The 15,567-nt window shown below is 64.0% G+C and carries 14 protein-coding genes, 1 other RNA gene and 1 pseudogene; 5 read left to right on the forward strand and 11 right to left on the reverse strand.

Annotation, left to right across the window (positions count from 1 at the left end; translation table 11 throughout):
- Positions 1-224 precede the first annotated feature (224 nt).
- From LN450_RS22250 to LN450_RS22265, 4 genes are all read right to left on the reverse strand, one after another.
- Positions 225-2,186, reverse strand: a complete 1,962-nt coding sequence (locus LN450_RS22250) for a choice-of-anchor X domain-containing protein (protein WP_011346034.1) — start codon at positions 2,184-2,186, stop codon at positions 225-227.
- Between the two features lie 416 nt (positions 2,187-2,602).
- Complete coding sequence (locus tag LN450_RS22255; RefSeq protein ID WP_039417713.1) at positions 2,603-3,502, reverse strand: methylenetetrahydrofolate reductase; 900 nt, start codon at positions 3,500-3,502, stop codon at positions 2,603-2,605.
- A 107-nt stretch (positions 3,503-3,609) separates the two neighbouring features.
- Complete coding sequence (locus tag LN450_RS22260) at positions 3,610-4,275, reverse strand: epoxyqueuosine reductase QueH (RefSeq protein ID WP_011346036.1); 666 nt, start codon at positions 4,273-4,275, stop codon at positions 3,610-3,612.
- Complete coding sequence (locus tag LN450_RS22265; RefSeq protein ID WP_011346037.1) at positions 4,275-5,189, reverse strand: LysR family transcriptional regulator; 915 nt, start codon at positions 5,187-5,189, stop codon at positions 4,275-4,277. Before LN450_RS22265 ends, LN450_RS22260 begins: the two co-directional genes overlap by 1 nt.
- 188 nt (positions 5,190-5,377) lie before the next feature.
- On the opposite strand from LN450_RS22265, the gene msuE reads away from it, so the two are divergent.
- From msuE to LN450_RS22285, 4 genes are all read left to right on the forward strand, one after another.
- Complete coding sequence (msuE, locus tag LN450_RS22270; RefSeq protein ID WP_011346038.1) at positions 5,378-5,965, forward strand: FMN reductase; 588 nt, start codon at positions 5,378-5,380, stop codon at positions 5,963-5,965.
- A gap of 141 nt (positions 5,966-6,106) precedes the next feature.
- Positions 6,107-7,090 (forward strand): DUF1852 domain-containing protein, encoded by a 984-nt coding sequence (locus LN450_RS22275; protein ID WP_008574901.1) that lies wholly within the window; start codon positions 6,107-6,109, stop codon positions 7,088-7,090.
- 28 nt (positions 7,091-7,118) lie between these two features.
- Entirely contained in the window at positions 7,119-8,147 is a 1,029-nt protein-coding gene (locus tag LN450_RS22280; RefSeq protein ID WP_011346040.1) for a methionine synthase, read from the forward strand.
- A 60-nt stretch (positions 8,148-8,207) separates the two neighbouring features.
- A non-coding RNA gene (locus LN450_RS22285) (sX9 sRNA) lies at positions 8,208-8,284 on the forward strand.
- A 216-nt stretch (positions 8,285-8,500) separates the two neighbouring features.
- On the opposite strand, the gene kdgT is transcribed toward LN450_RS22285, so the two are convergent.
- The 3 genes from kdgT to LN450_RS22300 form a co-directional block, all read right to left on the reverse strand.
- Complete coding sequence (gene kdgT / locus LN450_RS22290) at positions 8,501-9,457, reverse strand: 2-keto-3-deoxygluconate transporter (RefSeq protein ID WP_011346041.1); 957 nt, start codon at positions 9,455-9,457, stop codon at positions 8,501-8,503.
- A 152-nt stretch (positions 9,458-9,609) separates the two neighbouring features.
- Positions 9,610-11,067 (reverse strand): OprO/OprP family phosphate-selective porin, encoded by a 1,458-nt coding sequence (locus LN450_RS22295; RefSeq protein WP_011346042.1) that lies wholly within the window; start codon positions 11,065-11,067, stop codon positions 9,610-9,612.
- Between the two features lie 837 nt (positions 11,068-11,904).
- Complete coding sequence (locus LN450_RS22300; protein ID WP_011346044.1) at positions 11,905-12,783, reverse strand: SDR family oxidoreductase; 879 nt, start codon at positions 12,781-12,783, stop codon at positions 11,905-11,907.
- Between the two features lie 136 nt (positions 12,784-12,919).
- On the opposite strand from LN450_RS22300, the gene LN450_RS22305 reads away from it, so the two are divergent.
- The gene (locus LN450_RS22305; protein WP_008576183.1) at positions 12,920-13,351 is read left to right on the forward strand and encodes a winged helix-turn-helix transcriptional regulator; all 432 of its coding nucleotides are present in this window, start codon (positions 12,920-12,922) and stop codon (positions 13,349-13,351) included.
- A 193-nt stretch (positions 13,352-13,544) separates the two neighbouring features.
- Here the strand turns inward: LN450_RS22305 and LN450_RS22310 are convergent, their stop codons facing one another.
- The 4 genes and pseudogenes from LN450_RS22310 to LN450_RS22325 all read right to left on the reverse strand — a co-directional run.
- Entirely contained in the window at positions 13,545-13,820 is a 276-nt protein-coding gene (locus tag LN450_RS22310; RefSeq protein WP_039417718.1) for a hypothetical protein, read from the reverse strand.
- A gap of 491 nt (positions 13,821-14,311) precedes the next feature.
- On the reverse strand, positions 14,312-14,707 hold the full coding sequence (locus tag LN450_RS22315; RefSeq protein ID WP_039417719.1) for a hypothetical protein: 396 nt from the start codon (positions 14,705-14,707) through the stop codon (positions 14,312-14,314).
- A gap of 24 nt (positions 14,708-14,731) precedes the next feature.
- On the reverse strand, positions 14,732-15,208 hold the full coding sequence (locus LN450_RS22320) for an MAPEG family protein (RefSeq protein WP_074038642.1): 477 nt from the start codon (positions 15,206-15,208) through the stop codon (positions 14,732-14,734).
- An 87-nt stretch (positions 15,209-15,295) separates the two neighbouring features.
- A pseudogene (locus LN450_RS22325) lies at positions 15,296-15,567 on the reverse strand (hypothetical protein); the annotation flags it as partial.

Raw genomic sequence — 15,567 nt, forward strand, 5'->3', positions numbered from 1 at the left:
ACGTTCGTAGGAGCGGCGCAGCCGCGACAGACATTGCCGGTCATGCCTGTCGCGGCTGAAGCCGCTCCTACAACAAACATATTCCGATCAAACTGCACCAGCGTCAGCTTAGGCACTTGGTCAAATCGGCGCTGCACTGGGACGTGCCCGGGACAGCGCCTTGCCCAATCCCTGATCCCGATTCCCTGGCTTTTCAGCAGCCGAATGGCTGATCATCCCGGCCCTCAACGCGCCGCATTCGCATTCATCACCGCGTTGCGATTGGCATCCAGATACTGCGCCGGATCGCGCATGCCGGTGGTGTGGCATTGGCCGGTGGTGTGGCCGCGATTCACGCCACCCGGCAGCTGCGCATTGACCTGCTCCACCGTGCCGTCTTCCGGGTCGTTCAATACCAGGTCCGAGGCAGCGTTGCAGTAGTCGTTGGTGTACCAGTTGGTCTTGGCGAACGAGGTGGTGTAGTAGTTGACCTTGGCGCGTGCATCGGCCGGGATGCCGGCCAGCCAGGCCTTGGCGCCGTCGTAGGTCATGTCGCTATTGGTGCCGCAGCCCACGCCGAACCACGAACCCACCGCGGCCAGCACCCCAGACAGATTGGTGCCTTGATACGGCGTGCCCACCGATTGCATCACTCGCCCACCGGTGGCGTTATCCAGCCCGCTCCAGTAATAGGTATACAGGTGCAGCGCGGCCATGCCGCCCTGGCTGTGCGCGACCGTGGAGAACGACGACCATTGGCTGGCGAACTGCGCGATTCGCTGCGCGAACTGGTCGTTGCTGCGGTTCTGCTTGGCATCCAGGAAGGTCGAGGCGTTGGTGAATTGCGCCTGTGGCCATACGCCGTTGGAGCAATAGCCGTGCACTAGCACCAACTGCGAACCGGCGGCTTGTGGCTGCTGCGCCATCGCCATCGCAGACGCCAACGCAGTCGGGCGCGGGCCCATGCGCATGCTTTCATCGATTGCCGTGCTGGCGCGCGAGATGCTGGCGCGTCGCAGCGCGGGCACCTGCAACGGTAGAGTGGCGGCCTGCACCAGCGGGATGTAATGGTCCGGGTCTTCGATGCGCAGGCTGCGCAGCGTAAACGGCGCACGCGCACCGGCGCGCGCAATCCAGCGTTCGTCCAGGCTTAGCGGCAGCTGGCCTTGTTGCGGCGTCAGCATGCCGCCGATCCAGGCCACCGGGATGTCCTTGCCCTTGGCATCGGTGCCCCAGACCTGGCCAAACACACGGTAATGCGACGGCGCGTTGCCTCGCGCAGCCACTGGCAGCGCGATCGTTAGCCGCGTGCCAGCTGCAGCGCGTGCGCCCAGGGCATTGCCGAGCAGACGCAACGACGTATCCACCACCGGCACCACATGCTCGCTGGTCCGCACGAACGGCTGGCCGGCCTGGTCATGCCCATGCACGACGACCTGGGCAATCCAGGTACCCTCGCTGGTCGGTTGGAACGTGCCGCCGTACACGCCATCGCCAGCGGCGCCATCGTCGTGCTTGCCGTCGTCGGCCATCGGCATGCTGCGCACACCGCCTTGCGGATCGATCACACGCAGGCTTGCTTCGTCGATCGTTCCGGCTTGTGCCGTCAGCAGCGTGGCGCCGCGTACATCGTTGCCGCTCAGCAACGCGTTGAGCGTGAGCGACTGGCCAACCTGTTGCTGACGCGTGCGCAGGTACGAAGCAAGCTGCGTGCGCGCATCGCCTTCCATCAGCACGTAGCCACGCTGCGCCACCGGCGAGGACGACTGCAGCGTCAATGCCCAGGCGCCGTTGCGCGCCGAATCCACGGCGTAGCGCATGCCGCTGGTGCCGTGCTCGGCGCTGCCCAGCAGCGTGCGCTGCGCTTGCAGCGGCGTCGCCACGGCGGCGGTGCGCGCGCCGGCAAGCTGAGGTGCAGCCACTGCCGCCTCCCAGGCCTGATCGCCGGACAGCACCATGAAGCGCAGGTGCCCGTTTTCCACCGGCAAGCTGCCTTGCCAGCGCGCGGATTGACCGGCCGGTGCCAGTTCCACCGGCAGCAATGCACTCTTGGACAGAATCGCCGACTCGGCCGGATCTGGCGCACGCATCTGCGCGAACTCTTCCGGTGGGCCAGCCAATTGTTTGGGCTGCAACTCGGCTGCCGCAAGCGGCGCGCAGAGCAATGAGAGGGAGCACAACAGCGACAACGGCGACGGCTTCGGCATGGCAGATCTCTCCGTGAGCATTGCAGAAGCGATGCCATCGCGCACGGCAACGACATCGGATGCAGCGCCCCCTCGCCGCGATTCGTCGACGGTTATACCGCGCTCTTGTGACAGGTCTGCTGTGCGCTGCAACACTCGCGGTGCCGCGCGCAAGTCGTTAGAAATCAAGCAATGCTGATGGTGATCGGGGTCGCGGACGCGGTGTTGTTTAGAGAAGCGCGTGCAGCGCAGGAACACGCAATTCTCTCTTCAACCTCTTGCGATTTAGCTGGAGCGGCCAGATGGCCTTGACCCATGACGCATACAGCGCATTCAGCTGTTCTCATCCTCGTCGGCCTTGCCACGGCCGGATAGCCAGATCAGCAGCAGTGTGACCGTCTCAAGCCCGCGCCGATTGGCACACGGACAGGTTGCTGTCAGGCCTGATCGGCGCGCACGGAACGCATGCGATCTTGCTGCGAAGCACGCGAGCGATAGTGCGCAACCCACTCCACAGACTGGGCGATGCCGCCGAACGGAAACAGGTGCAGGCGGACATCTCCATGGGCTTCTGTCAGGCGGCTGGCGAGGCGATCGACAAAGCGATCCGGCCCCGCGTTGCCGAATAACTTGCCAATGGAGATGCCATAGTTTGAGAGCACCGACGCGCAGGCGCCGACACCGCAGCTTGCCGCATAGCGTGCGAGAACGGCGACACTGGCAGGACCAGGCACGCCCACCCGCACCGGATGCGTCATGCCACGCGCGCGCAACGCTTCCAGCCATGTCACCACGATGTCGGCGTCGAACCCGAACTGCGTCACGATCAGGGGCGCCATGCCACGCTCCTGGATGCTGCGACACTTGCGTTCCAGCACTTCCCATTGTTCTGTCGTGCGCAGGATCGGATGCCCCTCCGGGTGACCCGCCACGGCGATGGTGCGGATGCCTGAGCGTTCAAACACACCCGTCTCGATCAGCGACACGCTGTCGGGAAACGGTCCCTTCGGGGTGGAGGGATCGCCCGCAATCACCAGGCAGCGTGTGACGCCGGCCTCATCGACCAGGCGCGCGATACATGCCTGCAGTTCCCCGAGCGAGCCGATGCGACGCGCGGAAAGATGGGGCACAGGTTCGAAACCAAGGCTACGCACCATCTGTGCTGCGGCCAGCCGCACCGCCTGGTTTTGGCCTGGCAGGTAGGGAATGAACATGGCGCAGCCAGGCAGGATGCGTGGGGCCGCATTGGTCAGCGCGCCGATGTCCTTGGCGCTGACCTCCAGCGAATAGGCCTCGGTCACGGTGCTCGCGAAGTTCGGCGTGTCGGTAGAAATCACGGGTCTTGCCGTCTTGTCATGATGATCGGGTGGCATCGCCACGACGCACTGATCCAGCGGAAAGGAGCCAAAATCCACATGGGGTCTCCGCTAAACTGGCGAAAGGCTCAGTCTTCCGGCGCGTCATCGCCGTAGAACTTCACACCGAGTTGAATGCGCTTGCGGCCGCTGTCCACACGATGCCGATTGGTGTCGCGCAGGGAATAGACGCAGCCGCAGTATTCCTGTTGATAGAAGTTCTCGCGCTTGCTGATCTGAATCATGCGCGAGGCGCCACCGCCCTTGCGCCAGTTGTACTCCCAATACATCAAGCCGGGATACCTGGACGCGGCGCGAATGCCGCAGTCGTTGATCTGCTGCATGTTTTTCCAGCGCGAGATGCCCAGCGAACTGGTGATCACCGGAAAGCCGTGCTCGTGGGCATACAGCGCGGTGCGTTCGAAGCGCATGTCAAAGCACATGGTGCAACGCACGCCGCGCTCAGGTTCGTTTTCCATCCCGCGCGCCCGCTCGAACCAGTTGTCCCGATCGTAGTCGGCATCGATGAAGGGCACGCCGAACTGTTCGGCAAAACGCACGTTCTCATCCTTGCGCAACTCGTATTCCTTGCGCGGATGAATGTTGGGGTTGTAGAAAAAGATGGTGTAGTCGATGCCGGAGGCCAACATCGCCTCCATGACCTCGCCAGAGCACGGCGCGCAGCACGAATGCAGCAAGACCTTGGTATGGCCATCAGGCAGCGGAAGTGGCATGCGTTGGGCAGTGGAATCCATCAGTGGGGTCCTTGCGTGTAGGCAGTGGCATTGGCGGGCGCGCGCGCCAATTCGATGAAGGCGCGCAGGTAATCGATCGCGATGTCCGCCTCGCGCGCGCCCAGATAGATCTGCTTGGGGATGCCGCGCGCACCCAGCCGCACCGGCACCACGTCCATCCTGGCCGCATATTCCTCCACCAGCCAGCGCGGCATGGCGGCCACGCCGCGGCCGCTGGCCACCATCTGCATCATGATGTCGGTGGTTTCGATGGCCTTGTGGCGCCGCGGCGTGACGCCGGCCGGCAACAGGAACTGGCTGTAGATATCCAGGCGCTCGAGATCCACCGGGTAGCTGATCAGCACTTCGCGTGTGAGCTGCTGTGGCCTGACGTAGGCCGCCGACGCCAGCGCATGGCGCTTGGCCACGACCAGCACCTGCTCGTAGTCGAACACCGGCTCGAACCTGAGTCCTGGCTTGAACAGCGGGTCGGGCGTGACCAGCAGATCGATCTCGTAGCCGAACAACGCGCCGATGCCGCCGAACTGGAACTTCTGCTTCACATCCACATCCACATCCGGCCACGTGGCCAGATACGGCGCCACCAGCTTGAGCAGCCACTGGTAGCACGGATGGCACTCCATGCCGATGCGTAGCGCACCGCGCTCGCCCTGGGCAAACTGCCCCAGCCGCTCTTCGGCCAGATCCAGTTGCGGCAGCACCCGGTTCGCCACCGCCAGCAGGTACTGGCCGGCCTGGGTCAGGCGCAGGCTGCGCCCCTCGCGTAACCAGATGTCGGTGCCCAGCTGCTGTTCCAGCTTCTTCATGCTGTGGCTCAGCGCCGACTGGGTCAGATTCAGCACGCCTGCGGCGGCAGTCAGCGAGCCTTGCTGCTCGACCTGCTGGACGATCGTGAGATGGATGCGCTCAAGCATTCAATGATCCGAATTCATGGATTGTTGAAATAACACCATTTTACTTCATCGAATGCGAGCCCTAGCATCGGGACTCGTCGTTCAGCCGCTGCCGTGTGAACGGGTTCGGACCAAGGCGCGGTCGATGGGTCGGGCCGCAAGCGTCCTGGCGCACTGCACGACGTTCCCACTGCGTAAGGTTGCCCAGCATGACTGTCAAACACCCACTCCGCGTCGTTGCGGTCTCCGGCGGGATGCAACGCCCCTCCAAGGCTGTCGCACTGGCAGAGCACCTGCTGGAGTTGATTGCCGATCAGGTGCCGTGCGAGCGCCATTTGGTCGAACTTGGAGCGTTGGCGCCGCACTTCGCGGGCGCGCTCTGGCGTACCCAAGTGCCCGACACGGTGGAGCAGGCGCTCTGCCTGGTGGAGCAGGCCGACGTGCTGGTGGTGGCAACACCGGTCTACCGCGGCTCCTTCACCGGACTGTTCAAGCATTTCTTCGATTTCATCGATCAGGATGCCTTGATCGACACGCCCGTGCTGCTCGCCGCAACCGGGGGCAGCGAGCGCCATGCGTTGGTGATCGACCATCAGCTACGCCCGCTTTTCAGTTTCTTCCAGGCACGCACCCTGCCGCTGGGCGTCTACGCAACCGACCGTGACTTTCTGGACTACCGCGTGCACAACGACGCGCTGGCCGAACGGGCCAGGCTGGCGGTGCAGCGGGCATTGCCGTTGATCGAGCTGACGCGGCATGCACGGTCCATTGCCGCGCCGGGCGTGGCTGCGGCCTGAGGGCCCAGCTCGCGGTAGCCAGGGAACCGGATCGGTCGGCAAGCGCGCGCTGATCCACTTCCCGGCCTGCATGCCGCCGGCATGACCCGTTACGCAGCGCATGCGCGCGTTCCCATCTTAGAAACAAGGCATCGGTTCGCAATGACTCACGCATTGAATTTCACCATCAAGAGCCTGCGCTTCGATGAGGACTACCGTCCCTCGGCCACGACGCGCAACACGACCAATTTCGCCAACCTGGCCAGGGGGCAGCGACGTCAGGAAAACCTGCGTAACACGCTGGCGATGATCGACAACCGCTGCAACGAGCTGGCGCACTGGGATAACCCCGACCGCGACCGTTACGCGGTGGAGCTGGACATCATCTCCGTCGAAATGCACATCGGCGAACGCGCGCTGGACGATGCGTTTCCGTTGATCGAGATATTGAAGCCCACCATCGTCGATCGCCACACCGGCGCGCGTATCGACGGCATTGCCGGCAATAATTTCTCCTCCTATGTACGCGACTACGATTTCAGCGTGCTGCTGCCCGCGCACAACCAGGATGCGTCCGGCTTCAACGTCCCGGACGATTTTGGCGAGCTGCACGGCAAACTGTTCAAGCACTTCGTGCATTCGCCCGCGTACTGCGCGCACTTCCGGAAGCCGCCGGTCATCTGCATCAGCGTCTCCACCAGCAGAACCTATCACCGCACCGGAAACCGGCACCCCATCCTGGGCATCGAATACCGCCAGGACGCGTTTTCGTTGACCGACCAGTATTTCGAAAAGATGGGCCTGCAGGTGCGCTATTTCATGCCGCCCAACAGCGTTGCGCCCTTGGCGTTCTACTTCTTCGGCGACCTGCTCGGCGACTACACCAACCTGGAGCTGATCGGCACCATCGCCACGATGGAGACATTCCAGAAGATCTACCGGCCAGAGATCTACAACGCCAACGCTGCAGCAGGGCCGACCTATCGGCCGAGCCTGAAGCATCAGGACTATTCGTCCACCCAGATCGTCTACGACCGCCAAGAGCGCAGCCAGCTCGCCGTGACGCAGGGCAAGTTCACCGAAGAGCACTTCATCCGGCCCTACGGCAACCTTCTTGCCCAGTGGGCGTCCAGCCACGCTTCCTAATCAACCAGAACCCATCCCATTGCTCATCATGACAAAGCTGCTTCCCACCTCAACCGCCGGTAGCCTGCCCAAGCCGTCCTGGCTTGCCCAGCCCGAAACGCTCTGGTCGCCCTGGAAATTGCAGGACGCCGACTTGATCGAAGGCAAGCAGGACGCGCTGCGTTTGTCGCTGCAGGAACAGCAGCACGCCGGCATCGATATCGTCAGCGACGGCGAACAGACCCGTCAGCATTTCGTCACCACGTTTATCGAACATCTCAGCGGTGTCGATTTCGAAAAGCGGCAGACGGTCAGGATTCGCGATCGCTACGACGCCAGCGTGCCGACCGTCGTCGGCGCGGTCAGCCGCCCAAAGTCGGTGTTCGTGGACGACGCCAGGTTCCTGCGCCAGCAGACCCGCCAGCCGATCAAGTGGGCGCTGCCCGGCCCGATGACGATGATCGACACCCTCTTCGATGCGCACTACAAAAGCCGCGAAAAACTGGCATGGGAGTTTGCCAAGATCCTCAATCAGGAAGCCAGGGAACTCGAAGCGGCCGGCGTGGACATCATCCAGTTCGACGAACCGGCCTTCAATGTCTTCTTCGACGAGGTCAACGACTGGGGCGTTGCCACCCTGGAGCGCGCGGTGGAAGGGCTGAAGTGCGAGACCGCCGTCCACATCTGCTATGGCTACGGCATCAAGGCCAATACCGACTGGAAGCAGACGCTGGGCTCGGAGTGGCGCCAGTACGAAGAGTCGTTTCCCAAGCTGCAAACATCCTCGCTCGACATCATTTCGCTGGAATGCCACAACTCGCACGTGCCGATCGATCTGATCGAACTCGTTCGCGGCAAGAAGGTGATGGTCGGTGCCATCGACGTGGCAAGCACCACCATCGAAACACCGCAGGAAGTGGCCGAGACACTGCGAAAGGCGCTGCGCTTCGTCGATGCCGACAAGCTCTATCCCTCCACCAACTGCGGCATGGCGCCGCTCGCCCGGCACGTGGCGCGCGGCAAGCTCGGTGCGCTCAGTGCAGGCGCGCAGATCGTGCGTGACGAGCTGTCGGCTTAGGGCAACTAACAACACTCCTACGCAGCCGTCAGGCGGGCGCGGCCGGTGCTCGGAATTCTCATGTACCGCTTGTACATTGCGGTTCTGAGCACGCCGTCCGCGCCCACCTCACGGCCGCTCGCTACGTTTTGTCAGCCGCTCCTAGTCCCATTGCCACAGCAGTGTGCCCCGTGCCGTCGGGCGGGCCCGGGGTGCGCGCAAACGCGGCAGATGCCGATTCGTGGACATCGTCCATATCATCGCCAGCGGCTGCGCACGGGCGTCGCCGGCGCTTGATCGCGCCGGCGCCATGCATGGCGCAACGCGCATGGCCCACGCCTCCCATCGCAGGCCGCATGACACCCGCCCGGCTCTCAGCCGCTGCGTGCAACCCCACGGCGTGCATACAAGGCCGTCAGCAACGGCACCAGCAACGAGGTGACGATGACCGCGCTGGCCACCAGCGCCGTCGCGGCCGGCGCGGCGGGTGCGAACTGCGGTGCCATGCCGGCGATCAGCGCCGGAGTGGCCACGGCGGCACCGGCGGTGCTGGAGGCCGCCACCCCGGCCGTGCCGTTGCCGCCGCCGATCCAACGGTCGGCCAGCAGCAGGGGTAGCCCGGTGATCACGATGACTGCCACGCCCAGCAGCACCCCGCTTGCGCCGGTGTGGGCGATGGTGGACAGATCCAGCGTGTTGCCGAGCGCGAAGCCAAAGAAGGGCACCAGCGTCGTGGTCGCCTGCGCGAAGAACTGCCGCAATTGCGCATCGAGGTTGCCGAGCGCAAAGCCCAGCAACAGCGGCAGCACCGCACCGACGAACAGCAGTGGGTCGAAGCTGGCCAGGCCGCTGGCACCCAGGATCAGCATGGAGATCAGCGGGCCCGATTCCAGCGACATCAGCACCACCGCCCCTGCGTCTTCGCTGCTGCCGTATTGCTGCATCAACGCGGCGTACAGCCCGCCGTTGGTCATGTCCATCGCAGCCACCAGCGCCAGGACCGACAGCCCGGCCAGCGGCCCGCTCGGCACGCCGCCGATGGGAAGCAGCGGTGCGCACAGGACTGCCACCAGCCAGGCCATTGCGATCTTGGTCAGCACCAAGCTGCCCGAACGGCGCAGCACCCGTCCGGAGGCGCGCAGCTGGATGGTTGCCCCCATGCAGAAAAACCACACCGCCAGGATCGGAACGGTGCCGCTGATCAGCCCGTTGCTGAAAGATCCCAAGGTGCTGCCGGCCTGCGGCCAGAGCGTGTGGCAAACCGCCCCAAGCAACAGGGGGACCAGCATCATCCCGCCGGGAAGTCGCTCCACCGTGGCCTTGATGTGCATCTGCGTTCCAGTGAGCGCGTCACCACGCGCGGGGCTGGCAGCATCGCGCAGGCACCTGCGTGCACGCAGATCCCGGCGCGAACGCGCGCAGCCGCACACGAATGCGCCGGCCATGACCGCCACAGCGGCCATGACCGGCGCTGCCGACCTTGCTAGTAATTGACCTGCAACTGCAGGCGCAGCAAATCGCCTTCCACTACCGGATACGGCGCGGTGCTGACGTCGGTGCGCTTCATCTTCGAATAGGCGAACACCAGTTCCAGCACATCCATCGGCTGCCATTCGACACCGGCTTCCACTTCGTCCAGACGCATGCGCGGGGCATTGGTGTCGAACTTGGAGCCGCCTCGGTAGGTCTGCCATTTCAGGTAGGGCAGCAACGTGCCGTAGTTGAAGTCGTGCTTGAACATGGCCTGCACGTAGCCGCCGCTCAACGAGCGGGTGCGGATGCGGCGCTGGGCCACATCCAGTTCCGGGCCACGGCCTACCGTCCACTCCGCCTGCAGGCCGAACGGCTGCGGGTAGTAGATGATGTGCGCGGCCACGCGCTGGTCGGTATAGCCATTGGGCTCGGTGATGGCCGGGGTAAAGCTGCGGCCGCCGATATTCACTGCCGCCGCAGTCGGCACGAAGCGGCCGGCGTAGGCGTCGGCGCCCACTTCCAGGTACTGGCCGTTGGCGAACTTGAACGGGTAGGTGGCGTGCACCACCGCGTGCATGCTGTCGTTGCGCTCGGCGCGGTTGGCGCCCTGGCCGTTGTACACACCGGCACCGATCACGCCGTAATCGCCGGACCCCTTCAATCCCGACTTGACCAGGTCCTGGAAGCGGCCCTTGGCCACGGTGGGGCTGTAATAGAACACCGCACCGATATCGCGTTCGTCGCGCAGGCCGGAGTTGAGTGCATCGGCGCGATCCAGCGAGAGCCGGTTCTGGCTGGACTGCAGATTTTCCCAGCCGTACGGCATTTTCGACTGACCCACACGCACACGGTATTCGCGCTTCTTGTCGAAGAAGATATCGGCGTAGGCATCGCGCAGCTGCGCAAAGTTGGAGGTGGTGGAGCCGGTGGGCGTGCTGGCGAAATCCGGCTGGAAATACAGCGACACGTGCTCGTTGAGATCGCCGCTCAGCACCAGGCGCGCGCGGCGGATGCCCAGGCTCTGGTCGTTGCCGATAAAGCGGTCGCCCGGCGCGCGCAGGTCCTGCGCATCGCCGCCGATGCCCTGGTTGTAGCGGATCTGGGTGTAGCCGCGCAGGCTGAGTTTGTCGTACCACTTTTTGCCGGCGTCGCCGGACTTGGCCGGCGCTGGCGTTGCAGCGGGCGCCGGCGCAGGCCCGGCCTGGGCAACGGCAGTGTCGGCGGGCGTTGCGGCGCCCGGCGCGGGCGCGAGCGGTTGCGCAGGCGTTGCCGGCATCGCCGACGCCGGCAGCTTGCCGTTTTCGTCCACCTGCACGAAGGTGCCCAGCTTGTCGCGCCCTGGCGCCGGCTCGGCGAAGATCTGCTTGGTCTTGCGGTCGACGTACAGCTCCAGCTCGGCGGCCAGCGTGCTGCCGCTGGCGGTCGCGCTGAGGGCGCACAGAACAGTGGCGAAATTGCGTTTTTTCATTGGTCCGGCTCGTGCAAGGGAAACGGGTCGGCGGCTGCGTCGATCCGGTGCTGCCAAGAAGGCGGCTGCACGGCGTGGAAGCGCCTGCCAGGCGCCGGTCGTCCTGACGTAGCGGCAATGGCAGCAGTTATATTTAGATTTGATGTCAGTTTGGTGACACTGGCAGACCTCGCTGTCGTGGCCCTTGTGTCACGGTCGTGTCGGGGCGATGGCAGTTCTGCGACCAACGTGAGGCGGGCCCAGCTGCGCGCGATGGGGTGCAGACGCTCGTACAGAACTGGATTCGGAAGGTGCGGTCGTAGGGCATGGCGGAGATTGCGCACGGGCCGTCCAAGCTTTCGACGTGGCCCATCGCCGATGGCTGCGCGGCATGAGACCTGCTGGATTCGCCAGCGTGCGCAGCGTTTGCGCCACCATTGGGTAGCCGCAGGCACGTGTCATCGGCAGCGACATCGGCCCGGTCACGCGGCCGTCTGCTGCGCGGGGGGATATGTCGCGCAGCGCCAGGCTGTGCAGGTCTCCAGCGCTGGCAGCGACCCAGTGCCGCATCGGCGCGCTCACCGCGCCACGCGTTGACCAACCGAGACGCGCACGGCTGCTGATCGGCCGTTCAGAGCAGCGCCACACCCGATCGCCTGAACCAGTGCCACTGGTCCAACGCACTGGAGATCATCCCGACACACGCAGCCACGCCGACCAGCCGGCCATCGCCGCTGGTTGCATGCGGTGAAGCGCCACGAAGTTCGCCGGGTTCCAAGGGGTCACGTCGCACTTGCTCAACGCTGCGCGAACCACTGCGTGCCGAACGGCTGGGCAGCGCAGTGGTCGCGCCGTGACTCAGCGCGCCGCGAGTGCCGCCGCCACCGCGTCGCGCAACGGCGTGGTGGGGCGGCCGATCAACCGGCCCAGCGTCTGGCTCTCATCGAACAGGGCGCCGTCGCGCGAGGCGGCCGAGCACTGCGCCAGCACCTGCGCAAAGCCGGCCGGCAGGCCGATCTGCACCAGCGCTGCCGCGTAATCGGCTTCCGGCAGGTCGTGATAGGCCACCGGCTTGCCCGACTGCTGCGCCACCTCGGCGGCGTACTCGGCCATCGTGAAAGCGGCATCGCCTGCCAGCTCGTACACCTGGCCGGCCTGTGGGGCGTCCGAAGCCAGTACTGCAGCCGCCGCCGCAGCATAGTCGGCGCGCGTGGCGGCGCTGATTTTGCCGTCGCCCGCACTGCCGATCACCGCGCCGTGGGCGACTTCTGCGGCGATCGAGCCGGTGTAGTTCTCGGTGTACCAGCCATTGCGCAACAACGCGTGCGGCACGCCGCTCTCGCGCAGCAGCGCCTCGGTGGCCACATGCTCGGCGGCCAGCGACAGCGTGCTGGTATCGGCATGCAGGATGCTCGTATACGCCAGCAGTTCCACCCCGGCGCGCCTTGCAGCCTCGATCACGTTGCGGTGTTGCGGCACGCGCTGGCCGACCGCATTGGACGAGACCAGCAACACGCGGCCCACGCCGGCGAAGGCGGTGTCCAGGCTTTGCGGGTTCGCATAGTCGGCCTGACGTACCGCGATGTCGCGTTTTGCGAACTCGGCAAGTGACGCGGTATCCCGCGCCGTTGCTACGATGCGGTTGGCAGGCAGATGGCCAAGCAGCGCTTCGACAACCAGCGCACCCAACTGCCCGCTGGCGCCGGTGACAAGAATCAGGGGGGATGTAGATGTCATGACGGGCTCCGTTAGGTTTGCATAAGAGATTTGGTCTACTATCTAGACCTCATTGGTCGCCCGCATAGTGTCAGCCCCGCCCCGGCCTCCGCAAGGAGGCAGTTTCGCTCCCCCTGGTTACCGTGAGATACCGCACGTGAATGCGATTGCCCTGTTCCCGCTGCCGCCGTCCCTGGAAGGACCCTTCGACGCCACCAAGTGCCCGGTGCGCGATGTACTCGACCAGATCGGCGACAAGTGGACCCTGCTGATCCTGCTGACGCTGATCCCCGGCCCATCCCGCTTCAGTGCCATCCAGCGCGCCGTGCCGGACATCTCCAAGCGCATGCTGACCCAGACGCTGCGCAATCTTGAGCGCAACGGCATGATCACCCGCAAGGTCTACGCCACCAAGCCGCCGAGCGTGGAATACGCGCTCTCCAAGCTGGGAATTTCACTCCTCGGCCCGGTCTCGCAACTGCTCACGTGGGCGGGCGAAAACCACGGCAGCATCCGCGCCGCGCGCGAGCGATTCGATCGCGCGCAGCAGGCGGCAGTGGCGTTGGATCCCGACGAAGCGATGGCATAGGCGCAGTGCTGCGTCGCCCCGATTCAAGCCAATGCGCTGAGGTGGTGCAGCGGCGCTCCCGCGTGCGTATCGGCTGGGCTGTCGGCCGTGACTGCAGAAGGCACTCGTGGTGTCCCTGCTTGCATCTCTCTCATGTGCGGTCTGACGCGTGAGTCAGGCCGCGCTGTGAAGTACTGTCGGATGGAATGAAGTGTCAGGGCGCCAGCCGGCGACGACACAGCGTCAGTGCAGCCCAGCCAACCCCGCCGCCAGCGATGCCACCCCAAATGATGCCATCGGTGAAGCGATAGCCAGTAAGGTGTGCCACACCGGCACCGATAACGAAGCCGGAAAGCGAGAACCAGGCAACCATCCGACGGCCCGCCACGGCCCGATCTTTCGCGGCACGCCTGCGACGAATCTTTTCTCGTGCTTCCAGATCCGGCTGAAGTATGGCCTGCGCGATTGCGTCTGCTTGTGACTTATCCATGCACCGATTCCTGAAGAGCACCAGCGCTTGAATTACGCTGCCGCCTGCCCGCGAGACGGGCTTGGCTTGAAAGAGTTGTTAGGCCGCATTTTGCGCCGTCACACGCGACCGGTACAGTAGAAACTCCAGGCGGTGATTGCAGTTGGCGCAGTATAGGTCCAGCCCGATGCCGGGGCGCTCAACCTTGCGAACAAGATGCAGCGGGTAATCTGGCCGTGGCTCCTCCGGCAGGCGCCCAGTAGTCCGGAAAGTACGATCCAAAATCTGCATAGCAGAAGTCGCAGAGGACACTCTCTTGGCCCCAAATTTCAAAGCCGTGGTACTCGTGTTTCTCTGCCAATGCACTGGTCTAGCTCGCCAGTTGCATGCCCCCAGTCGAAGCACGGGGCGACATCAATCTCTTGCAGTTGAAGTGAGCATGGGGCAACTGGTCATACGGCCTGATGCTTGAGGTAAGCCGAACCGCAAAGCGGGTGCGGTATGAATGATGGTTACGACGCATCGCCGAACTCGCGCAGATGCGGCACATACGCTGAGAGCACAGACACACAGAGGCACTCGGAGACTATGAGCCACTCCTGCATCGAGTCTAACGATGCGGTGACGTGCAGGAAGTGACCTGCGGTGCGATCCCGCCAGCCGCCGGAAATGACCTTGTAGAGGAGGTGGCCTGTAGTGAGCGGGCTTTCCCAGTACTCAAGCATGTCCCCTTCGTCCATCACCTGGAATGCCCGAACGAAAGGAAAGTGGATCTCAAGGTGGCGGTCGACTCCCGCCGGCGCCGCCACAACAATGCGCAGGCCAGAGCTGGTGCTGATGATCTCGCTAACGTCTGCGCCTTCATGCCATTGGACCTCGGAGCCGACAGGTTCTAGAAACGTCTGCATGCGGCCCAATACCTCAATGAATTGTTAGCCGGCAACACTAACTGCAAGCAGCACGAGTTGCCAGATGAGCAGGAGCACAGTGGGATAGAAGGTCAGTGCGAACCCCAGCGCTCTGGCGCCAGCACCGCCACTGTAGGTCGCAAAAAACGTCAGCCTTCCAAGCAAGAACGCACAAGCGCATGCCGGAACTGCGGCTTGGATGCCGCGGTGCGGGTTCATGAGGGCGGCGACGTAGACCGGCAGCGCAAACGCTAGCTGCTCTGTCGTATTTTGAAGCAAAGATTGCAACGTTTTAGCACGAACGGTCCCATCACCCATCGCGCTGCCGTCAATGTCTGCAGGCGTAACGAATCGGTGTTTGGCCATGCGTGCGATAGCGACAAACATCGCCGCGGCCGGCAACAGCAAGCTGATAACTGTCCGCTCTGGTGTGTCCCAGCGCAAGAACGCTCGTGATAGTAGGAACACAACGAGTAGAGAAGCAAAAAGGCCAGATGCCATGCCGAGGACCACGCCTCGTTGCTTTCTGTCTAAATGCACCGTGGCTCCCTCTGCCGGCGAACGTTCGAGGACACCTTGGCGTAGGTTTCAGGCATTGATGCGCCTCAAGCGGTAGGTCATTTCTTCCGCGATTTCCGGGTCACTGCATTTCGCAAACTCTTCAATGACCGCAATGGACTCGGGTGTATCGATATCAGCGAGCGCATGGCTAAACCATTTCGCGATGACGCCTGGCTCAGAGCACGTGTACTCGAACATCTGAAACCCGTTCGCAAGCACCTGTCGAATGTACGTAACGCTGGATGGGCGACGAAGCAACTGGATTTCCCGCGTGATCTCTTGATGGAGCTCATGGCCGG

Origin of the sequence: Xanthomonas euvesicatoria pv. euvesicatoria (assembly GCF_020880415.1) — a bacterium.
Classification (GTDB): domain Bacteria; phylum Pseudomonadota; class Gammaproteobacteria; order Xanthomonadales; family Xanthomonadaceae; genus Xanthomonas; species Xanthomonas euvesicatoria.